20 protein-coding genes are annotated in these 21489 nt (G+C 63.4%); 6 read left to right on the forward strand and 14 right to left on the reverse strand.

Annotation, left to right across the window (positions count from 1 at the left end; genetic code table 11):
- Nucleotides 1-88: 88 nt before the first annotated feature.
- The 3 genes from OU994_RS26865 (at nucleotide 89) to OU994_RS26875 (ending at nucleotide 4816) form a co-directional block, all read left to right on the forward strand.
- Nucleotides 89-1135 (forward strand): quinone-dependent dihydroorotate dehydrogenase, encoded by a 1047-nt coding sequence (locus tag OU994_RS26865; RefSeq protein ID WP_281608407.1) that lies wholly within the window; start codon nucleotides 89-91, stop codon nucleotides 1133-1135.
- A gap of 35 nt (nucleotides 1136-1170) precedes the next feature.
- The gene (locus OU994_RS26870) at nucleotides 1171-2217 is read left to right on the forward strand and encodes an aldo/keto reductase (protein WP_281608408.1); all 1047 of its coding nucleotides are present in this window, start codon (nucleotides 1171-1173) and stop codon (nucleotides 2215-2217) included.
- A gap of 181 nt (nucleotides 2218-2398) precedes the next feature.
- Nucleotides 2399-4816 (forward strand): TonB-dependent siderophore receptor, encoded by a 2418-nt coding sequence (locus tag OU994_RS26875; RefSeq protein ID WP_281608409.1) that lies wholly within the window; start codon nucleotides 2399-2401, stop codon nucleotides 4814-4816.
- Between the two features lie 301 nt (nucleotides 4817-5117).
- Here the strand turns inward: OU994_RS26875 and OU994_RS26880 are convergent, their stop codons facing one another.
- The 8 genes from OU994_RS26880 to OU994_RS26915 form a co-directional block, all read right to left on the reverse strand.
- Nucleotides 5118-6050, reverse strand: coding sequence for a CysB family HTH-type transcriptional regulator (locus OU994_RS26880; RefSeq protein ID WP_131144269.1), 933 nt, complete (start codon nucleotides 6048-6050; stop codon nucleotides 5118-5120).
- Entirely contained in the window at nucleotides 6047-7120 is a 1074-nt protein-coding gene (locus OU994_RS26885) for a sulfate/molybdate ABC transporter ATP-binding protein (RefSeq protein WP_131144268.1), read from the reverse strand. The genes OU994_RS26880 and OU994_RS26885 overlap by 4 nt, the downstream gene beginning before the upstream one ends.
- A gap of 62 nt (nucleotides 7121-7182) precedes the next feature.
- Nucleotides 7183-8058, reverse strand: a complete 876-nt coding sequence (cysW, locus tag OU994_RS26890; protein ID WP_281608410.1) for a sulfate ABC transporter permease subunit CysW — start codon at nucleotides 8056-8058, stop codon at nucleotides 7183-7185.
- Between the two features lie 2 nt (nucleotides 8059-8060).
- Nucleotides 8061-8867 (reverse strand): sulfate ABC transporter permease subunit CysT, encoded by an 807-nt coding sequence (gene cysT / locus OU994_RS26895; RefSeq protein ID WP_281611729.1) that lies wholly within the window; start codon nucleotides 8865-8867, stop codon nucleotides 8061-8063.
- A 608-nt stretch (nucleotides 8868-9475) separates the two neighbouring features.
- Nucleotides 9476-10114, reverse strand: a complete 639-nt coding sequence (locus tag OU994_RS26900) for a peroxiredoxin (RefSeq protein WP_131144266.1) — start codon at nucleotides 10112-10114, stop codon at nucleotides 9476-9478.
- Between the two features lie 25 nt (nucleotides 10115-10139).
- Nucleotides 10140-10697, reverse strand: coding sequence for an alpha/beta hydrolase (locus tag OU994_RS26905; RefSeq protein WP_281608411.1), 558 nt, complete (start codon nucleotides 10695-10697; stop codon nucleotides 10140-10142).
- Nucleotides 10698-10710: 13 nt separating this feature from the next.
- Nucleotides 10711-11718 (reverse strand): sulfate ABC transporter substrate-binding protein, encoded by a 1008-nt coding sequence (locus OU994_RS26910; protein ID WP_131144264.1) that lies wholly within the window; start codon nucleotides 11716-11718, stop codon nucleotides 10711-10713.
- 99 nt (nucleotides 11719-11817) lie between these two features.
- Nucleotides 11818-12204, reverse strand: coding sequence for a diacylglycerol kinase (locus tag OU994_RS26915; RefSeq protein ID WP_281608412.1), 387 nt, complete (start codon nucleotides 12202-12204; stop codon nucleotides 11818-11820).
- A 127-nt stretch (nucleotides 12205-12331) separates the two neighbouring features.
- On the opposite strand from OU994_RS26915, the gene OU994_RS26920 reads away from it, so the two are divergent.
- A complete protein-coding gene (locus tag OU994_RS26920) occupies nucleotides 12332-13114 on the forward strand; it encodes an IclR family transcriptional regulator (protein ID WP_131144262.1) in 783 nt (260 codons plus the stop codon).
- On the opposite strand, the gene OU994_RS26925 is transcribed toward OU994_RS26920, so the two are convergent.
- The 3 genes from OU994_RS26925 to OU994_RS26935 form a co-directional block, all read right to left on the reverse strand.
- Nucleotides 13093-14244, reverse strand: coding sequence for a serine hydrolase (locus OU994_RS26925; protein WP_281608413.1), 1152 nt, complete (start codon nucleotides 14242-14244; stop codon nucleotides 13093-13095). The two genes, OU994_RS26920 and OU994_RS26925, sit on opposite strands and share 22 nt — an antisense overlap.
- Nucleotides 14245-14547: 303 nt before the next feature.
- A complete protein-coding gene (locus OU994_RS26930) occupies nucleotides 14548-15273 on the reverse strand; it encodes a nitroreductase (RefSeq protein ID WP_281608414.1) in 726 nt (241 codons plus the stop codon).
- A 22-nt stretch (nucleotides 15274-15295) separates the two neighbouring features.
- On the reverse strand, nucleotides 15296-16162 hold the full coding sequence (locus tag OU994_RS26935) for a DMT family transporter (RefSeq protein WP_281608415.1): 867 nt from the start codon (nucleotides 16160-16162) through the stop codon (nucleotides 15296-15298).
- Nucleotides 16163-16764: 602 nt separating this feature from the next.
- Here OU994_RS26935 and phaP point away from each other — a divergent pair.
- Together phaP and OU994_RS26945 are read left to right on the forward strand one after the other, a co-directional pair.
- Nucleotides 16765-17343 carry a TIGR01841 family phasin gene (phaP, locus tag OU994_RS26940; RefSeq protein ID WP_131144258.1) on the forward strand — a complete coding sequence of 193 codons (579 nt, stop codon included), beginning with the start codon at nucleotides 16765-16767 and terminating at the stop codon, nucleotides 17341-17343.
- A 240-nt stretch (nucleotides 17344-17583) separates the two neighbouring features.
- Entirely contained in the window at nucleotides 17584-18549 is a 966-nt protein-coding gene (locus tag OU994_RS26945; RefSeq protein ID WP_131144257.1) for a threo-3-hydroxy-L-aspartate ammonia-lyase, read from the forward strand.
- 210 nt (nucleotides 18550-18759) lie between these two features.
- Here the strand turns inward: OU994_RS26945 and OU994_RS26950 are convergent, their stop codons facing one another.
- From OU994_RS26950 to OU994_RS26960, 3 genes are read right to left on the reverse strand one after another with little or no spacing between them, the layout of a single operon-like run.
- Complete coding sequence (locus OU994_RS26950) at nucleotides 18760-19491, reverse strand: ABC transporter ATP-binding protein (protein WP_281608416.1); 732 nt, start codon at nucleotides 19489-19491, stop codon at nucleotides 18760-18762.
- The gene (locus tag OU994_RS26955; protein WP_131144254.1) at nucleotides 19491-20261 is read right to left on the reverse strand and encodes an ABC transporter ATP-binding protein; all 771 of its coding nucleotides are present in this window, start codon (nucleotides 20259-20261) and stop codon (nucleotides 19491-19493) included. Before OU994_RS26955 ends, OU994_RS26950 begins: the two co-directional genes overlap by 1 nt.
- Nucleotides 20262-20270: 9 nt before the next feature.
- On the reverse strand, nucleotides 20271-21488 hold the full coding sequence (locus OU994_RS26960; protein WP_281608417.1) for an ABC transporter ATP-binding protein: 1218 nt from the start codon (nucleotides 21486-21488) through the stop codon (nucleotides 20271-20273).
- Nucleotide 21489: the final 1 nt, after the last annotated feature.

The following is a 21489-nucleotide window of genomic DNA, read 5'->3' on the forward strand; positions in this document are numbered from 1 at the left end:
GCCCGCCTTCGGCCCGCCTGCGACCGCATGTAAAATGGCGGGCAATGTGCAATCCACTCCCCGGTTGCAGCTCACCCATAGTGCCCTCATGTCCGACAAATTCCTGTATTCCCTCGCGCGTCCGGCGCTGTTTTCGATGGACGCCGAATCCGCGCACCATTTCACTCTCGACAACCTGAGGCGACTGTCCAGGCTCGGCCTGATGCGCACCATCGTGCAACAGCCGAAAGCCGACCCGCGCACTGTGATGGGCCTGCTGTTCAAGAACCCGGTGGGCCTGGCCGCCGGCCTGGACAAGGATGGCGCCTACATCGACGCGCTGGCCGACCTGGGCTTCGGCTCGATCGAGGTGGGCACCGTGACACCGCGCGCCCAGCCCGGCAACCCGAAGCCGCGCATGTTCCGCCTGCCCGCCGCGCACGGCATCATCAACCGCATGGGATTCAACAACGGCGGCGTGGATGCCTTCGTGGCGAACGTGCAATCGTCGCGCTTCTACCGGAACAAGGAAGGCGTGCTGGGCCTGAATATCGGCAAGAACGCCGATACGCCGATCGAACGGGCCGCCGACGACTACCTGCACTGCCTGCAGAAGGTCTACCCGTATGCCAGCTATGTGACGGTCAACATCTCGTCGCCGAACACGAAGAACCTGCGCCAGCTGCAGGGCGGTTCCGAACTCGACGGCCTGCTGGCGCAGCTCAAGGATGCGCAGGGGCGCCTGGCCGACCAGCACAAGCGCTATGTGCCGCTGGCCCTGAAGATCGCACCGGACATGGACGAGGAACAGGTGAAGAACATCGCCGATGCACTGGTGCGCCACAACATCGACGGCGTGATCGCCACCAATACCACGCTGTCGCGCAGCGCCGTGGAAGGCATGCAGCACGGCGCCGAAGCGGGTGGCCTGTCCGGCGCGCCCGTGTTCGAGCTGTCGAACCGCGTAATCCGGCTGCTGAAGGCGGAGCTGGGCGGCGCGCTGCCGATCATCGGCGTGGGCGGCATCATGCGCGGCGCGGATGCAAAGGCGAAGATCGACGCCGGCGCGCAACTGGTGCAGTTGTACAGCGGCCTGATCTACGCGGGCCCGGCGCTGGTGCGCGATTGCGCGGACGCCATCCGCAAACAAGGGTAAGAACGAGGGTAAATAAGGTCGAGCAAAGGAGAGCAATGGAGAAGATCACACTGGGCCGTACCGAGGTCGGCGTCACGAAAATCTGCCTCGGCACGATGACGTGGGGCCGGCAGAACACCGAAGCCGACGCGCACGCGCAGCTCGACTACGCGATCGAACGGGGCATCAATTTCATCGACACGGCCGAGATGTATCCGGTGCAGCCGAGCGCGGAAACGCAGGGCTTCACGGAACGCCATATCGGCACCTGGCTGAAGAAAAGCGGCAGGCGCGCGGACCTCGTGCTGGCCACCAAGGCGGCCGGTCCGAACCCGAACATCCACTGGGTGCGCGGCGGCCAGCAGGACTTCGACGAAGCGAACCTGCGTTCCGCCGTGGAGACCAGCCTGCAGCGCCTGCAAACCGACTACATCGACCTGTACCAGTTGCACTGGCCAAGCCGCAACGTGCCCATCTTCGGCGCCAACGCGTTCAATCCGGACAACGAGCGCCCCTGCGTGGCGATCGAGGACACCCTGGCCGCGCTGGGCAAGCTGGTCGACGAGGGCAAGATCCGCCACATCGGTGTGTCGAACGAATCGAACTGGGGGGTATCCGAGTTCATCAAGCAGGCCGAGATGAAGGGCTTGCCGCGCATCGCGACGATCCAGAACCTGTACAACCTCACCGCGCGCCATTACGAAACCAGCTTCCTGGACGAGACCTGCTTCCGCGAAGACGTGACGCTGCTGGCCTACAGCCCGCTGGCATTCGGGCAGCTGACGGCGAAGTACCACGACGATCCGAAGGCGCATGGCCGCCTCACGATCTTCCCGCCCACCTGGAGCCCGCGCTACCTGCGCCCCAACGTGCTGGAGGCCGTGGCGCGGTACACGAAACTCGCGCGCGACAACGGCCTGACGCCCACGCAGATGGCGCTGGCCTGGTGCTATTCGCGCTGGTTCGTCGGCTCCACCATCATCGGTGCCACCACGCTGGCGCAGCTGGCGGAAAACATCGACGCGTACGCGGTGAAACTGCCGCAGCACGTGCTGGAGGGGATCGATGCGATCCACGCCAGCATCACGAATCCGGGGCAGTAAGTTTCGATGCCGGTAGCGGCGCGCCGGTGTCGGACATTTATTCCGGGTGCTTTTGCCGGAAAAAATGTCCGACACCGTTTCCCCTTATACGCTTGCGGCATAAGCAAACCCCTACTCCATCGTTCGTGCGGCGAGGTCGAACAGCTAACATAGCGCGGTCGTCAACTCGCAATCATCCACGATGAGCACACGCTACAGGCATTCCCCCCTCGTTCTTTCCCTGATCGCCGCGGCCGCGGTCACCGCTCCCGCCAGCGCACAACAGCCGCAAGCCCCCACCGAAGAACTGCAAACCGTGGTCGTGACCGGCACGTACGCGAAGAACCGCCGCACCGCCGATTCGGAATCGCCGATCGACATCATCGGCGCCAGGGAACTGCAGGCCTCCGGGTCGACCGAACTGGCCACCGTGCTATCGCGCCTGCTGCCGTCGATGAATTTCCCCCGTCCATCGGGCGCCGACGCCTCCGATGCCGTGCGCCCGGCGCAGTTGCGCGGCCTGGCACCGGACCAGACGCTGGTGCTGGTGAACGGCAAGCGCCGCCATGCCTCGGCCGTCGTCAACGTCAACGGAACCGCCGGCCGGGGCTCCGCGCCGGTGGACCTGAACGCGATCCCGCTGGCCGCGATCGACCACATCGAGGTGCTGCGCGACGGCGCCTCGGCGCAATACGGCTCCGATGCGATCGCCGGCGTCGTCAACATCATCCTGAAGAAAGGTCCGGCCGGCGGCGACGTCGAGATCGGCACGGGCTGGTACCAGGAGGGCGACGGCGAGCAGATCTCGCTGAAGGCTTCGGCCGGTTTCGCGCTGGGCGACAAGGGCTGGCTGCGCCTGGCCGCGGAAGGCGCCGACCGCAACCCGACCAACCGCGCCGGCGCGGATAACCGCAACAAGCTCGAACCCCTGTACGGCCAGGTCACGCAGCGCTACGGCGATGCCGATACCAAGCCGCGCAACGTGTTCTTCAATACGCAATACCAGCTGGGCGAGAACGCCGATTTCCACGCGTTAGGCCAGTACGGCGAGGGCGACAGCGAGGCGGCCGCCACCTGGCGCACTGCCCTCGTCGCGGTGCAGGACCCGGCCGTGGACGGCGTGCTGCCGCCGGTACGTTACGTGCCACGCACGCCGCTGTTCGCGCAAGGCTTCCTGCCGCTGCAGAACAGCACGTCGACCGATGCCTCGATCGTGGCCGGGGTCCGCGGCGACCTGGGCGAATGGCGCTGGGATGCCAGCCTGGACTGGGGCCGCAACAGCTTCTGGCTCGACATCGACAGCACCGTCAACCAGGACCTGGGCGCGGCCAGTCCCACCCACTTCCACCTTGGCAAGCTGACCAATACGCAATCGGTCGCCAACCTCGATCTCGCGCGCGAAATTCCCGTCGCGGCGTTCGCCGGCCCGCTGACGGTGGCCACCGGCCTGGAAATCCGGCACGAAGAATACGAGATCGGCGCAGGCGACGCCGCGTCGTACACGGGCTCGGGCGCGCAGGGCTTCTCGGGCTTCCGCCCGGCCAACGCGGGCAAGAACAGCCGCAGCAACCAGTCCGCCTACGTGAACCTGGAAGCCCAGGTGACGCCGAAGCTGTCCGGCGCGCTGGCCGCCCGCTACGAACACTACACGGACTTCGGCAGCACCACCTCGGCCAAGGCATCGGCGCGCTATGCGTTCAACGACCAGCTCTCGCTGCGCGGCACGGCCTCGACCGGCTTCCGCGCACCATCGCTGGCGCAGCAGTTCTACACCATCACCACGACCAACTTCGCCGTCGTCAATGGCCAGAATACGCCGATCGAAACGGGCACCTTCGCGGTCGGCAGCGCCGCCGCGCAGGCACTGGGCGCCACGCCGCTGAAGGCCGAAAAAGCCCGCAACTACGGCGTCGGCGTGCAGTGGGCGCCGACTCGCAACTTCAACACCACGGTGGACGTGTACCGCATCTTCGTGGACGACCGCATCGCCCTGTCGGCCAACATGACGCTGCCGCAGACGCTGCGCAACACGCTGGCCAGCCAGGGCGTGCAAGTGGGCGCCGGCCGCTACTTCACCAACGCGATCGACACGAAGACCACCGGCGTGGACCTGGTCGGCACCTACCGCTGGAACCTCGCCAACCGCGACCGCGTGGACTTCACCGCCGCCTACAACCGCAACAAGACCACCGTGGAAAACGTGGCGGCCAACCCGGCCATCCTCACCACGAACCAGCTGCTGCTGATCGACCGCCAGACAACCCTGCGCAACACCGTGGGTTCGCCGAAGGACAAGTTCAGCCTGGGCTCCGACTACACCGCGCAAGCATGGAGCGCCCGCGCACTGGCCACGCAATACGGCAAGTTCACCGTCCCGCAGAACAACCCGGCGAACGACCAGACCTATGGCCGCCAATGGGTGCTGGACGTATCGGGCACCGTGCGCCTCGCCACCAACTGGCGCGTGACCGCCGGCATCGACAACCTGACCGACAGCTACCCGGACAAGACGACCTCCGTCGCCAACCTGAACACGAACGGGATCTACCCGTATTCGAACTTCTCGCCGGCCGGGTTCAACGGGCGGTTCTTCTATGCGAAGGTGGGGTACAGCTGGTAAGGCCTGGCTGCGCTTCTACGAAGAATCCCGCTCGTTCAGCGGGATTTTTTATGCACGGCCGCAAAAGCCGCTTGGTGTCGGACATTTTTTCCGGGTGCCTCATCCGGAAAAAGTATGCGACACCGGTTTTTCTCATGCCCTGCCCGCCTCACGAGAAAACCGGTGTCGCACACGATTTTCCGGAAACATCGCCCGGAAAATCATGTCCGACACGAAGCTCACGCGCTACGGGTCGCATCGAGCAAAAAAAATCCCGGCCTGCGCCGGGATCAACTACGGAAATTTCCAACGAAGCCAGTCATCACGCGGCCTCCCCACCCAGCAGTGCCTGCTCGATATCGCCCCGCTTCAGCTCCGGCGCGAATTGCGCGATGAATTCATATGCATACTGCCGCAGGTAGGCGCCGCGCCGCACGGCGAGCCGCGTGGTGTTGGGCGCGAACAGGTGCGATGCCTCGATCGCGCGCAGGCCCTTGTCGCGGCCATGGTCGAACGCCATCGATGCGACCAGGCCGACACCCAGGCCCAGCGCCACGTACTGCTTGATGACGTCCGAATCCATCGCGGTCAGCACGATGTCGGGCCGCACGCCGGCCTTGTCGAACGCGTCGTCGATGTGGCCGCGGCCCGTGAAGCCCACGTCGTAGGTAATCAGCTGGAACTCGGCCAGGTCTTCCAGCCGCACCGGCGTGCGGCTCAGCAGCGGGTGGTCGTCCGGCACCACGATCAGGTGGCTCCAGCGGTAGCAAGGGAACGACACCAGGTCGGGGAACTGCGACAGGCCCTCGGTAGCGATACCGATATCGGCCTTGCCGGACAAGACCCATTCGGCGATGTGTTCCGGTGAACTCTGCTGCAGCGCGATCCGCACGTCCGGGAAGGTCTTGCGGAAATGCGACACGGCGCGCGGCAGCGCATAGCGCGCCTGCGTGTGCGTGGCGGCCACCGTCAGCGTGCCGGTGCTCTGGCCCTTGTATTCCATGCTGGCGTGCTGCAGGTTCTCGGCTTCGATCAGCAGGCGGTCGATGATCTTCAGGATACCCTTGCCCGGCTCGGTGAGACCCGTCAGCCGCTTGCCGTTGCGCTCGAAGATGACGACGCCCAATTCATCTTCGAGTTCGCGGATCTGGCGGCTCACGCCCGGCTGCGACGTGAACAGCGCATTCGCCACTTCGGTCAGGTTGTAGTTGCGGCGGGCCGCTTCGCGGATGGAACGCAGCTGCTGGAAGTTCATATGGACGCTCCTTCATCGACAAACACGCGCAGGCGCTTCGGCCGCACGACCAGGGTCTCGCCCTCTTTCAGTCCCAGGTTCTGGAACCGCTCATTGGAAATCGTCGCCTCGATCAGCTGCGCATTGTCGGCGCGCTCGAGGTCCAGCTGGGCCAGCGGACCGATCGCGTGCGCACGGCGCAGCTTGACGACGATGCCTTCCGCGCCGGCGGAGTAGCGGTCGACGTCCATCTCGTGCGGTCGCACATAGGCGGTGCCCTTCGCGTCGCGCACGTGGGTATGGTCCGGCACGTCGAGCTGCGCGCCTTCGCTGGCCAGCACCCCTTCGTGCACGCGGCCGTGGAACACGTTCACATTGCCCAGGAAGCCGTACACGAACGGCGATGCGGGATGGTTGTAGACCTGGTCCGGCGTGCCGATCTGCTCCACGGTGCCCTTGTTCATCAGCACCACCTGGTCCGCCACCTCCAGCGCTTCTTCCTGGTCGTGCGTGACGAAGATAGACGACACGTGCAGGTCGTCGTGCAGGCGGCGCAGCCAGCGGCGCAGTTCCTTGCGCACCTTGGCGTCCAGCGCGCCGAACGGTTCGTCCAGCAGCAGCACGCGCGGTTCGACCGCCAGGGCACGCGCCAGGGCGATCCGCTGGCGCTGGCCGCCGGAGAGCTGCGGCGGGTAGCGGTCGGCCAGCCAGTCCAGCTGCACCAGTTCCAGCAGATCCTTGACCTTGCGGCGGATCTGGTCTTCGGATGGGCGTTCGGCGCGCGGCTTCACGCGCAGGCCGAAGGCCACGTTCTCGAACACGGTCATGTGCTTGAACAGCGCATAGTGCTGGAACACGAAGCCCACCTGGCGTTCGCGCACGTGGCGGTCGGAAGCATCGGCGCCATCGAGCAGCACCTGGCCCGAGTCCGGGTGTTCCAGGCCGGCGATGCAGCGCAGCAGCGTGGTCTTGCCGCAGCCCGAAGGGCCCAGCAGCGCCGTCAGCTCGCCGGCCGGGAAATCCAGCGACACGTTGTTGAGCGCCACGAAATCGCCGAAGCGCTTGTTGATGTTCTTGACTGCGATGGTCATGTCTTGCTCCAGCTTGTATTAGCCATTAGTGGGCCGTTGGTTGGCCATGCATTGGCCATTCATTAATTGTCGTTGTCGTCGGCGTGGCGCGATTCGTGCAAGCGCCATTCGATGAAGGATTTCAGCGCCAGCGTCACCAGTGCCAGCAGCGCCAGCAGCGAGGCGACGGCAAAGGCCGCGACGAAGTTGTATTCGTTGTAGAGGATCTCGACCTGCAGGGGCATCGTGTTGGTCTCGCCGCGGATATGGCCCGAGACCACGGACACCGCGCCGAACTCGCCCATGGCGCGGGCATTACACAGGATCACGCCGTACAGCAGGCCCCACTTGATGTTGGGGAGCGTCACGCGGAAGAAGGTTTGCCAGCCCGAGGCGCCCAGCACCACGGCCGCTTCCTCTTCCTCGCTGCCCTGGGCCTGCATCAGCGGGATCAGCTCGCGCGCCACGAACGGGAACGTGATGAAGATGGTCGCGATGACGATGCCCGGCACGGCGAACAGGATCTTGATGTCATGCTCGGCCAGCCATGGACCGAACCAGCCCTGGGCGCCGAACAGCAGCACGTAGATCAGGCCGGAGATCACGGGCGACACGGAGAACGGCAGGTCGATCAGCGTCAGCAGCAGGCTCTTGCCGCGGAACTCGAACTTGGCGATCGCCCACGAGGCGGCCACGCCGAACACCAGGTTCAGCGGCACCGCGATGGCGGCCGTGATCAGCGTGAGCTTGATGGCGGCGATCGCATCGTCTTCGCGGATCGATTCGAGGTAGACCTCGGTGCCCTTCTTCAGCGCCTCGGCGAACACGGCAATCAGCGGCACGAACAGGAACAGCGTGAGGAAGGCCAGCGCCACGGTGATCAGCGCATAGCGCACCCAGCGCGGTTCCAGCACTTCGGATACGGAGGGCAGTTCGCCCCGTTGGGAAGTTCCACTCATTGTTATTTCCCCGACTTGCCGCGTGCCCAGGCCTGCAGCAGGTTAATGCCCAACAACATGACGAACGACACCAGCAGCATCACCACGGCAATGGCCGTGGCGCCCGTGTAGTCGTATTGCTCCAGTTTGGTGATGATGAACAGCGGCGTGATCTCGGACACCATCGGCATGTTCCCGGCGATGAAGATCACGGAACCGTATTCGCCGGTGGCACGCGCGAACGCCAGCGCGAAACCGGTCAGCAGCGAGGGAAAGACGGTCGGAAAGATCACGCGGCGGAAGGTGGTCCAGGACGATGCGCCCAGCGACGCCGCCGCCTCCTCCAGTTCGCGTTCGGCATCTTCCAGCACCGGCTGCACCGTGCGGACCACGAACGGCAGGCCGATGAAGGTCAGCGCCAGCACCACGCCCAGCGGCGTGAAGGCGACCTTGATGCCCAGCGTGCCCTCGACGAACTGGCCGATCCAGCCATTCGACGAGTACAGTGCCGTCAGCGTGATGCCGGCCACCGCGGTGGGCAGCGCGAACGGCAGGTCGACCAGCGCATCGATGAAGCGCTTGCCGGGGAAGCGGTAGCGCACCAGCACCCACGCCACGATGCCGCCGAACACGGCATTGATGGTGGCGCCGATCAGCGAGGCGCCGAACGTCAGCCGGTACGACGCCATCACGCGCTCGGACGTGACAGCGCTCCAGAAGGCTTCCCACGTCATCGTGAACGTCTTCAGGAACAGCGCCGACAGGGGAATCAGGACGATCAGCGTCAGGTAAAAGATCGTGAAGCCCAGCGAAAGCTTAAAGCCCGGCATCACCCGGTACGGCGCCCGCTTCCTTGCTTCGAACGGCACCGGTTGCGTAACCGGCAGTACTGCAGACATGGTGGCCCCTCTTATTACATTTTCGGATATTGAGGGCGAAGTCTCGCATCTGGACGTTATAAACCAAACTAACCTTTTGTCATTTGCTTAGATGCAGGAACTGATATGGCGCAACCATGCGGCCTGCAGCGGCATGCACATCAGAAACATTTCCTTAAGCTGGACACTGTCACCCCTGCTCTGCCCCTGATGCCGTTCAGTTGAACGTCGCCGGCTCATCGAAAGCGCATGCATTCACCCCAACAGCGAAGGGCAGGGGTCAGGGAGGAGTACCGGCAAGCATGCCGGTACCGCGACGCAGGCTAGGAGCAATGCTCCTCGAAACCCCTGCTCTGCCCCGCCGGGGTGAAGGAGGGGTTTCGCGAAGCATGCTTCGCGCCTGCGAAACGGTGCTGGCCTGCAGGCCAGTACTCCTCCCTGCCCCCGGAATTTGCACTTGGGGTGGGCTTATCTGAACAGCATTACTGCTCCGCCCCCCCCCCGATTTTCGGCAACAAAAAACCCGGGCGGGCCCGGGTTGGTCGTGGTGCAGGTGCCGCTTACTTGTTCGGCTGCGGCGTCAGGCGCAGGTACGGTTTCGGGGCCGTGAAGCCTTTCGGGTACTTTTGCTTGAGCACTTCCGGATCCTGCACGGTCAGCGGGATGATGACGTCGTCGCCGTCTTTCCAGTTGCCCGGCGTGGCCACGGTGTGCTTGTCGGTCAGCTGCAGTGCGTCGATGACGCGCAGGATCTCGTCGAAGTTGCGGCCGGTGCTCATCGGGTAGGTCAGCTGCAGGCGGATCTTCTTGGCCGGGTCGATCAGGAACACCGAACGCACGGTGGCGGTAGCCGATTGCTCCGGGTGGATCATGTCGTACAGCGTGGCCACTTTCTTGTCGGCGTCGGCGATGATCGGGAAGCCCACCACGGTCTTCTGGGTTTCCTCGATATCCTTGATCCATTCCTTGTGCGACTCGGCCGGATCGACGGACAGGGCGATCGCCTTCACGTTGCGCTGGTCGAACTCGGGCTTCAGCTTGGCGGTCAGGCCCAGTTCCGTGGTGCAGACAGGCGTGAAGTCAGCCGGGTGCGAGAACAGCACCACCCACGAATCGCCCGCCCAGTCATGGAACTTGATGCGGCCGATGGAAGAATCCTGCTCGAAGTCAGGTGCGGTATCGCCGAGGCGTAACGTCATGGAAATCTCCAGTGATAGACAAAGATCAATATTGTAATGGTTTCATATTCTGCGCCCGATCGACCAGGAATTGCAACTGCTGCTGGCCGAACAGCCAGTCGCGTAAACCCGACTCGGCATTGATATGGCCGAGCGCACCCGCGTCGATGAAACTGCTGCCCCAATGTTGCGCCCACAGGCGCGCCCGCTCGAGCGGCATCCAGGGATCGTTCGTGCTGGCGATCAGGATGGAAGGGACGGGCAACGGTTCGCGTGGAAGCAGTGCCGCCACGCCGAACTTGTCGGGGTCGGCCGGCGCCACCAGCAGCAGTCCGGCCACGTTAGCCGGGTCGGCCGCCACGCTGTGCACCGACGCCAGGCAGCCGAAGCTGTGCGCGACGATCAGCGTGGGCCGGTCATCGCGCCGGCGCACTTCATCCACCCGTGCGCGCCAGGCCGGCAGGACCGGATCGCTCCAGTCATCCTGGCACACCCGCTCGAACGCGGGATACAGGCGCTGCCAGCGGCTTTGCCAGTGCTCCGGGCCGCTGTCGTGCAGGCCCGGTGCAACCAGCACGCGGAATCGCGAAAGATTGCCCGGCATGCGCTCCCCCTGTTTACTTCTGGTAGATCTGGTCGAACACGCCGCCATCGGCGAAGTGCGTTTTCTGCGCCTTGGCCCAGTCGCCGGCCACGTCGCCGATCGTGAACAGCTTCACGGCCGGGAATTGCGCGGCGTACTTCTTCGCTTCCTTCTCCACCGTCGGGCGGTAGTAATTCTTGGCGATCAGCTCCTGCGCGGCATCGGTGTACAGGAAATTCAGGTAAGCCTCGGCCACCTTGCGGGTACCGCGCTTGTCGACGACCTTGTCGACCACGGCGACCGGCGGCTCGGCCAGGATCGAGACGGAAGGCGCGACGATCTGGAACTTGTCCGGGCCCAGTTCCTTGATCGCCAGCAGCGCTTCGTTTTCCCACGCCAGCAGCACGTCGCCGATACCGCGCTCGACGAAGGTGGTGGTGGCGCCGCGCGCGCCGGAATCCAGCACCGGCACGTTCTTGTACAGTTTTTTCAGGTAGTCGCGCGCGGTGGCGTCGGTGCCACCCGGCTGGCGCAGCGCGTAGCCGTAGGCGGCCAGGTGGTTCCAGCGGGCGCCGCCGGAAGTCTTCGGATTCGGCGTAATCACCGCCACGCCGGGCTTGACGAGGTCGGCCCAGTCCTTGATGCCTTTCGGGTTGCCCTTGCGGACCAGGAACACGATGGTCGAGCTGTACGGCGTGGCATTCTTGGCCAGGCGCTTCTGCCAGTTCGGGGCGACGATGCCTTTCTCGGCGATCGCATCGATATCATAGGCCAGTGCCAGCGTGACGACGTCCGCCTGCAGGCCGTCGATGACGGAGCGGCCCTGCTTGCCCGAGCCGCCGTGCGATTGCTTGACCTTCACGTCGTCGCCCGTCTTGGCCTTCCACTCCTTGGCGAAGGCGGCGTTCACGTCCTGGTACAGCTCCCGCGTCGGGTCGTACGAAACATTGAGCAGGGTAACTTCGGCCGCGTGTGCGGTCAGCGATACGGCGAGGGTCGTAACAACTGCGGCGGCCAGCGTGGAAAGTTTTTTGGACAGCATCTGATTCCCCTTTTTGTTGGAGGTTGCAGATTAGCTGCTGAGCTTATGAAAGAGAACGAAGTTTTCGTCCCTTCCTTATTCCAAAAACTTCTAAGGGGTTCACCAGAAACGGTTGAACAGCACGACGCTCCAGGTCGCCGCCGCCAATAGGCAGGCCAGCAGCACGGCCGCGCTGCCCAGGTCCTTGGCATTCTTCGACAAGGCATGGCGTTCCAGCGAGATACGATCGACCACGGCTTCGATCGCCGAGTTGATCAGCTCCACGATCAATACCAGGACCATCACGGCGATCAGGGCCAATTTCTGGAAAGCGGAGATGGGCAGCAACAGCGCGGCGATGCCGGCTACGACGAAGATCGTCAGCTCTTGCCGGAAGGCGTGTTCATGGCGCCACGCCGTCTTCAAACCGTCGAGCGAGTAAAAGAACGCCGACTGGATGCGCTTCAGGCCGCTCCGGCTCTTGAATTCGCTGGCAGGCTGGGTCATGGGGATAGGGGTTAAAAAAGGTGCGTCATTATAGCGACCCCTGGCACCGATGAACCCTTGCAATTCCCATTATTTTCACATCATGGTATAAAGAAGCGCATACATACTGCACCGCACCAACCACATCATGAAAATTGAATCCGTTCCAGAACAAAAAACGACCATCCAGGTCATCGAACGCATGGTGGGCCTGCTCGACGCACTGGCCAAGTACCCGGACCCGGTAAGCCTCAAGGAATTGTCGAAGGTCTCGGGGCTGCACCCCTCGACGGCACACCGGATCCTGAACGACCTGGTACTGACGCGCTTCGTCGACCGCATCGAACCCGGCACCTACCGCCTCGGCATGCGCCTGCTGGAATTGGGCAATGTCGTGAAGAGCCGGCTGTCGGTCCGCGAGGCCGCGCTGGATTTCATGCGCGCACTGCACAAGAAAACCCAGCAGACGATCAACCTGTCGGTCCGCCAGGGCGACGAGATCGTCTACATCGACCGCGCCTTCTCCGAACGTTCCGGCATGCAGGTGGTGCGCGCGATCGGCGGGCGCGGGCCGCTGCACCTGACTTCGACGGGCAAGCTGTTCCTGTCGGTGGATGAGCCGAAGGCGATCCGTGCCTATGCCACCCGCACCGGGCTGGCGGGCCACAACAAGAATTCGATCACGGACCTGGGGAAGCTGGAGCGCGAGCTGTCACTGGTGCGCTCGCGCGGCTATGCGCGCGACAACGAGGAACTGGAGCTGGGGGTGCGCTGCATGGCCGCCGGCATTCGCGACGACAGCGGCAAGCTGGTGGCCGGCCTGTCGATCTCGGCGCCGGCCGACCGCCTGCAGGACGATTGGCTGGAAGACCTGGTCACTACCGCCAACCAGATTTCCGCCACGCTGGGTTACATGCCGGCTGCGGAGTGAGTCATCGCGGCGGCGCCAGCGCTGAGTGCGCTGCCGGCGCCGCCGGAGCCGATGGTTTCCGCGAACGGAGCCGGTTTCAGCGCCGTCAGCCATTTCTTCATGCGCATCGCATCGGCAACGCGTGCCGCGGTGCCCTTCGCATCCAGCAACACCATGATGACCGAACGGCCTTCGATGACGGCCTGCATCATCACGCAGCGGCCAGCTTCGTTGATGAAGCCGGTCTTCTGCAGGCCGATCTGCCAGCCGGACGTCGGTACGACGAGACCGTTGGTGGTGCCGAATTGCACCGGGCGGCCATTACGCTCGATCACTGCCTTCGCGTCGGTGGAAAACTCGCGCAGGATCGGATGCTCGTAGGCGGCCATCGCCAGCTTGGCCAGGTCGCGCGCGCTGGCCACGTTCTGCTTGGACAGGCCGGTGGAATCGGCATAGCGCGTCTCCGTCATGCCCAGCGCCTGCGCCTTGGCATTCATCGCCGCCACGAAGGCCGGCAAGCCGCCCGGGTAGTTGCGGCCCAGCGCGGAAGCTGCGCGGTTCTCCGAGCTCATCAGGGCGATATGCAGCATGTTACGGCGCGTCAGCCGGTCGCCGACCCTCAGGCGCGAACTGGAAAACTTGGCGCGGTCGACGTCGTCGTCGGTCACGGTCAGCATTTCATCCATGTCCTGGTTCGCTTCGACGACCACCAGGCCCGTCATCATCTTGGTGATGGATGCGATCGGCAATGCCACGCCGGCATTCTTCTCGAACAGCACTTCGGCATTGGCCTGGTCGACGACCAGGGCCACGTTCGATTTCAGGTCCAGCGGATCGCGCGTGAGGTTCAGGCCGGCCATGTCGCCCATGGTCGGGCGTGCCGCCACGGCTGCGGGCACGGCGGCGGCAGCCACCAGCGCGCGCTGGTACACCACGCGCTTCTTGCCGCGCACGGTCACCACGCGGCGCACCACCTTGCCGCGCGGTTCGGCGACAGCCTGGCGCCGCACGCCGGCACGCTTGACGGCTTTCTTCTTGGCGGAGGTTTTCTTCACCACCGTCTTCTTGACGCCATTCGCCGCTTGCACCGTGGTGACCGGCACCGCGATGCACAGGGCGGAAATCAGGGCGGCAACGATTACTTTGTACATGAAATATCCCCGAATCCAGCAAATGAACGGTACATGGAAGATCCAATGACCGGGTCAATGAACGATACGTTGCAGTGTAGCAAAACACTGATCTCGCACAACAGAATTTCACATTGTCGAGCACAAAAAAGAGGCGCTTAGATAGCGCAACCACCGAACTTGATGCGGCTAAGCAACGAAACCCAGTGAAACATTATTCTTTGAATAATCAAGCAGATGCGTCAGTCGATGCGTTAGTGGATACATCCATTGAAGCATCAGTTGAGGCATCAGTTGAGGCATCGGTTGAGGCATCGGTTGACGTCAGTATGCGTCATTCACGATACCTGGTGCATCGCCGACAAAGGTGGCAAACCGTTCCACCGGTTCACGCTCGGTCACCAGCGCGTTCTCGATCCTTGCCGGATCGGCAACGCCCAGCGCCATGCCGCACACCACCATTTCATTGTCGGGCAATGACAGCTGTTCCGCAATGATTGCATGGAATTGTGTGAAGGCCGCCTGCGGGCAGGTATCGAGGCCGCGCGCCCGGGCGGCGATCATAATGCCTTGCAAGAACATCCCATAGTCGAGCCACGACCCCTGCTCCATGACGCGGTCGATCGTGAAGATCATGCCGACCGGGGCATCGAAGAAGTTGAAGTTGCGGGCATGCTGGGCAGCCATCCCCTCCTTGTTGTCGCGTGTCAGCCCCAGCAGCGCATACAGGTCCCAGCCCACCTTGCGGCGCCGGTCGATATACGGCGACTTCCATTCCCTCGGATAGTACGCATATTCCTCCTGGTGCCGGCGGTTCTGCTCCGGATCCCGATAGGCTTCGGTGATGCGGGCGCACAACGCATCGCGCGCGGCGCCCGTCAGTACATATACTTTCCACGGCTGCGTATTGGTACCGGATGGCGCCCGGCTGGCCACTTCGAGGATCGCCGCGATGTCCGCACGCTCGATGGACGTGGAAAGAAAGGCGCGGATCGACCGGCGCGACGTGATGGCGGCATCCACCGCCTGCTGTTCGGGACTGGAAATCATGCCTGTTCCTCCACCTTGTTGGTCATTTGCGCACCACGAAGAACACCCCGGTGACCGCGAGCGCCATGCCGGCCACGCCGAGGGGGCTGAACGCCTCGCCGAACATCAGCCATGCCATCAGCGCGGTGGTCGGCGGCGTCAGGTACAGCAGGCTGGTGACCCGGGTCGCATCGCTGCGGCGGATCAGGGCGAACAGCAGGAAGATCGCGCCGATCGACAAGCCTAATACCGACCACAGCAGTGCGGCGACGAAACGCGGCGTCCATTCGACCGCCGGCAACGCCGGGGTCAATCCTTCGAACACGAGGGCAAATGGCAGCGTTGCAACGAAGCACGCCGAAAACTGGATGGCCGTTCCCGTGCGCAAATCGAATTGCGGGCACCAGTGCTTCTGGTACAGCGTGCCCGCCGTGATCGACACCAGCGCGCCCAGGCACAGTGCGATGGCTTGCCACGACAGGCCTGTCAGGGTGATTTTCGCATACACCACGAGGGCCACGCCGCCCAGTCCGAAAAGCAGGCCCAGCCATTGCCGCGGCGTGACGCGCTCGCCGATCAGTGGCGCCGCGAAAGCGGTCAGGATCGGCTGCATGCCGACGATCAGCGCGGACAGCCCGGCCGGCATGCCCAGCTTGATGGCGCACCATACGCCCGCCAGGTATCCGCCATGCAGCAGCAGGCCGGAGATGGCGATATGCCTGGCCTTGCCTGTCGGCCACGGCGCCTTCAGCAGCCAGACCAGCGGCGCGAGCACCGCCACCGCGCAGGCATAACGCATCAGCAAAAAGGTAAGCGGCGGGGCATAGGGCAGGCCGAACTTGGCCACGATGAACCCTGTACTCCACAGGAAAACAAAGAACAAGGGAACCGGCGAGAGGAACGGGGACATCGTTTCAGTCTAACACGGTCGAGTTGGCGGGACCGTATTGCTATAAGCGATGGATTGGTACTTTTGTGCAAGGCACCAAACATGCTTCACGCTACCGTTATGAACTGGAACGAATCCGTTCTTCAGTGGAATGCATGAATTCGCTTCACTCGGGTGTTGTCTGAAGCAATCGGCCGGGACTTGGTGTAATGCACAAAGTCGCTTTACTCTGGTGTTTTGGGGAGCAACCTCTCATGCTTTGGGTGCAAGGCACAAAATTCGCTTCACTCTAGTGTTTGGGGGAGCAACCCCTCATGCTTTGGTGCAAGGCACAAAATTCGCTTCACTCTAGTGTTTGGGGGAGCAACCCCTCATGCTTTAGTGCAAGGCACAAAATTCGCTTCACTCTAGTGTTTGGGGGAGCAACCCCTCATGCTTTGGTGCAATGCACAAAATTCGCTTCACTCTAGTTTGGAGGAGCAACCCCTCATGCTTTGGTGCAATGCACAAAATTAGCTTGACTTAATCTTGCGTAACCGTAGAATTGAGCATGTTGCGTTGCACAATAGCTGTCCTAGACCACAGCAAGCTTTCATCAACGATATTTATTTCTGGAGAACTACATGTTTTCGATTCCTGAGCAATTTTCCAATGCGACCAAGGCGAATTTCGAAAGCCAATTCGCGATTTTCTCCTCCCTGACGAACAAGACGTTCGAAGGCGTTGAAAAGCTCGTCGACCTGAACCTGACCGCCGCCAAGGCTTCGCTGGAAGATACCTCCGCCGCCGCGAAGCAGCTGCTGGCCGCCAAGGATCCGCAAGAGTTCTTCTCGCTGAGCGCTGCCCAGGCTCAGCCGAGCGCCGAGAAAGCCATCGCGTACAGCCGCCACCTGGCATCGATCGCCCAGAGCACCGCTTCCGAGTTCTCGAAAGCCGTGGAAGCGCAAATCCTGGAAACGAACCGCAAGATCATCTCGCTGGTCGACGAAGTCAGCAAGAACGCACCGGCCGGCAGCGAAAACGCCGTGGCCCTGTTCAAGTCCGCCCTGGGCAGCGCCAACGCCGGCTACGAACAGTTCACCCGCACCGCCAAGCAAGCTGCCGAAGCTTACGAAGCGAACGTGAACGCCGCCGTGAACCAGTTCACCGCCGCCGTCAAGTCCGCACCAGCCGCCGCCAACTCGGCCGCCGCTGCCGCGTAATACCGGCGCCGGCCGCGCCGGCGCACTGAAAGCATCGCTGTACCAGGTCTCCTCGGCATCCGTGGATCCTCTCAGCGGATGTCCTTCGCACGCCCCGACTTGTTCGGGGCTTTTTTTTTGTTCTGTCGAACTTGTTCCGGGATTTTTCTACTGGATTTTCCCGGGCTTTTTTCGCCCGCATCTATACACTTTATCCAATATCAGATAATCTGTTTACACCCTGATTTGAGAGGATAGACGATGACCGAACCGAAGCTTCCAACCTATGACGACGTGGTGGCCGCCGCCGGCCGCATCGCGGGGCAGGCGCACCGCACGCCCGTGCTGACATCGCGCACGGTCGACGAACAGCTGGGCGCCCGGCTGTATTTCAAGGCCGAGAACTTGCAGCGCACCGGCGCGTTCAAGTTCCGCGGCGCCTTCAATGCCCTGTCGCAGTTCGACAGCGCCCAGCGCGAGGCGGGCGTGGTGGCCTTCTCTTCCGGCAATCATGCGCAGGCGGTCGCGCTGTCCGCCCAGTTGCTGGGCATTCCCGCCACGATCGTGATGCCGCTCGATGCGCCGGCAGCCAAGGTGGCCGCCACGCGCGGCTATGGCGCCACCGTCGTCACCTATGACCGCTATACCGAAGACCGCGAACAGATCGGCCGCGACCTGGCGGCCAGGCATGGCCTGACGCTGATTCCGCCTTACGACCATCCGCACGTGATCGCCGGACAAGGCACGGTGGCCAAGGAACTGTTCGAGGAAGTGGGCGAGCTGGACTACCTGTTCGTGCCGCTGGGCGGTGGCGGCCTGCTGTCCGGCACGGCGCTGGCGACGCGGGCGCTGTCGCCGAAGACCAGGCTGTATGGCGTCGAACCCGAAGCGGGCAACGACGGCCAGCAGTCGTTCCGGAGTGGCGCCATCGTCCACATCGATACGCCGAAGACGATCGCCGACGGCGCCCAGACCCAGCACCTGGGCAAGCTGACCTTTCCGATCCTGCAGCGCGACGTGGACGACATCCTCACGGTGCCGGATGCCCGGCTGGTCGACGAAATGCGTTTCTTCGCCAGCCGCATGAAGATGATCACCGAACCCACCGGCTGCCTTGGCCTCGCCGCCGCCCGCGCGCTGGGCGACAGCCTGCATGGCAAGAAGGTCGGCATCATCGTCAGCGGCGGCAACGTCGACCTGCCCCGCTTCGCCGAACTGGCCGGCTGAACGTCGCCGGGAAACGGCGATAAAGATGGGGGACGAAAATGGGGACGTACCCCATTTTCCAGGCAATGTTTCCCGAAAAACGGTGACAGGCTCCATTTTCCGGGCAATGTTTCCCTAAAAATGGTGACTGTCACCGATTTTTCGGAAATCCGGGTGTCGGGCTGCGGGAGCGCCGTGCCGCACCGGTGGATGGAATCGATATGCCGGCGCTTATTCGCCCAGGTAGGCGGCTTTCACGCGCGGGTCGTCCAGCATGGCGTCCGCATTGCCGGTCATCGTGATCGCGCCGGAATCCATCACGTAGCCGCGGTCGGCCGCCTGCAGCGCCAGCTTGGCGTTCTGTTCGACCAGCAGGATCGTGATGCCCTGCTTCGATACGTCGCGGATCACTTCGAAGATCTTCTCGACCATGATCGGCGACAGCCCCATCGATGGCTCGTCCAGCAGCAGCAGGTGCGGGTGGCACATCAGCGCGCGCGCCATCGCCAGCATCTGCTGCTCGCCGCCGGACAGCGTGCCGGCCAATTGCCCGGCGCGTTCCTTCAGGCGCGGGAAGATGTCGAACCACTTGGCGATATCGGCGTCGATGCCTGCCTTGTCGTTGCGCGTATAGGCGCCCATCATCAGGTTTTCCAGGATCGTCATCCGCGTGAAGACGCCCCGCCCTTCCGGCACCATCGCCAGCTTCTTTTCCACCAGGTGGAAGCTCTGCACGCCCTTCAGCGGCGCGCCCAGGTAGGAGATCGTGCCTTCCACCTTGCAGGCCGGCAGCGTGCCGGTGATGGCCTTCAGCGTGGTGGTCTTGCCGGCACCGTTGGCGCCGATCAGCGTGACCAGTTCACCCTCGTTCACTTCCAGGTCGATGCCCTTGACGGCCTTGATGCCGCCGTAGGCGACGTGCAGGCCGTCGATCTTCAGCACATTCTTCGCAGTTGCCGCCATCAATGCGCCCCTCCCAGATAGGCGTCGATGACAGCCTGGTTGCTTTGGATTTCATGCGGCAAGCCTTCGGCGATCAGCTTGCCGTACTCGAGCACGCTGATGCGGTCGCACAGGCCCATCATCAATTTCACGTCGTGTTCGATCAGGAGCACGGTCTTGCCTTCCGCCTTGATCTTCACCAGCAGCTCGCGCAATGCCAGTTTCTCGGTGGCGTTCATGCCGGCGGCCGGTTCGTCCAGCGCCAGCAGTTGCGGGTCGGTGGCCAGCGCGCGGGCGATTTCCAGCCGGCGCTGGTCGCCGTACGACAGGAACTTCGAGGTGCGGCTGGCGAACTGCCCGATGCCCACGAAATCCAGCAATTCCTGGGCCCGTGCGCGGATCGCCTTTTCCTCGTCGCGCGCGGCCTTGTGGCGGAAGATCGCGCCGAGCACGCCCTGGTGCGTGCGCACATGGCGCCCCACCATCACGTTTTCCAGCGCCGTCATTTCCCCGAACAGGCGGATGTTCTGGAACGTGCGCGCGATGCCCGCCTTCGCCACCGCATGGGGCGCCGACGGCGAATACGGCTTGCCGGCCAGTTCGAAGGTGCCGGTATCGGGCTGGTACAGGCCGGTGATCACGTTGAAGAACGTGGTCTTGCCGGCGCCGTTCGGGCCGATCAGGCCATAGATCTGGCCGCGCTTGATGTTGATACGGACGTCGGTCAGCGCCTGCAGCCCGCCGAACCGTTTATTGACGCCCTGGATATTCAGGATGACTTCTTCGCTCATCTGTTTTCCTTACGCTGCCACGACGCCGGTCGCCTTGCCCTTGGTGTCGGAATCGCCGTCCGGGCGATCCTCGTGCTTCGGTGAAGGCCACAATCCCGCCGGCCGCACCAGCATGATCAGCACCAGCGCCAGGCCATACAGCAGCTGGCGCAGCACTTCGGCTTCGATCAGTACCTTGCCGAACAGTTGCATCTGCACCGGTTCGACCACGTGGCGCAGCACTTCCGGCAGCGCCGCCAGCAGCAAACCGCCCAGCACGACGCCGGGAATGTGGCCGATACCTCCCAGCACCACCATGGCCAGCACGGCGATCGATTCGGTCAGCGAGAACGATTCCGGCGATACAAAGCCCTGGAACGCGGCAAACATGGCGCCCGCCACGCCGCCGAACGACGCGCCCATCGAGAACGCCAGCAGTTTCACGTTGCGGGTATTGATGCCCATGGCCTTCGCGGCGATTTCATCTTCGCGGATCGCCACCCAGGCGCGGCCCAGGCGCGAATGCTGCAGGCGCGCGGTGATGAAGATGGTGGCAATGCACAGGAACAGGAACAGGAAATAGTAGGCATTGACGGAAGGTATCTGCCAGGCGCCGATCGACACCATCGCGCCGGAACCCTGTTCGCCGGCCAGGTCCACGCCGAACACCCGGATCGGATCGATCAGATTGATGCCCTGCGGACCGTTGGTGAAGTTGATCGGATCGTTCAGGTTGTTCATGAAGATCCGGATGATCTCGCCGAAACCCAGCGTGACGATGGCCAGGTAGTCGCCGCGCAGCTTCAGCGTGGGCGCACCCAGGATGGCGCCGAACAGGCCGGCCAATGCCGCCGCGAACGGCACGATGAACCATACCGACAGGTGGATGCCGTTGGTGCGGATATCCTCGCCGAGGATCGCCACCAGCGTTTCGCCGAACGCCGGGTGCAGCATGATGATCGATTCGAGCAGCGTGGCGAACTGGGGCGAAGCGAGCAGGCCCGTCAGGTAGGCGCCCACCGCGTAGAACGCGATATAGCCCAGGTCCAGCAGGCCGGCAAAGCCGACCACGATGTTCAGGCCCAGCGCCAGCATGATGTACAGCAGCGCCAGGTCGGCGATGCGCACCCACGAGTTGCCATAGTGTTGCGCGAAGAACGGGAAGGCCACCATCACCGCCAGCAGGAACGCCATGCTGAGGTAGGCCTTTTTCGGATCGCGCGAAGTGTCGAAATTGAGCAGTGCCATG

Source organism: Pseudoduganella sp. SL102, assembly GCF_027856995.1.
Classification (GTDB): Bacteria; Pseudomonadota; Gammaproteobacteria; order Burkholderiales; family Burkholderiaceae_D; genus Rugamonas; species Rugamonas albidiflava.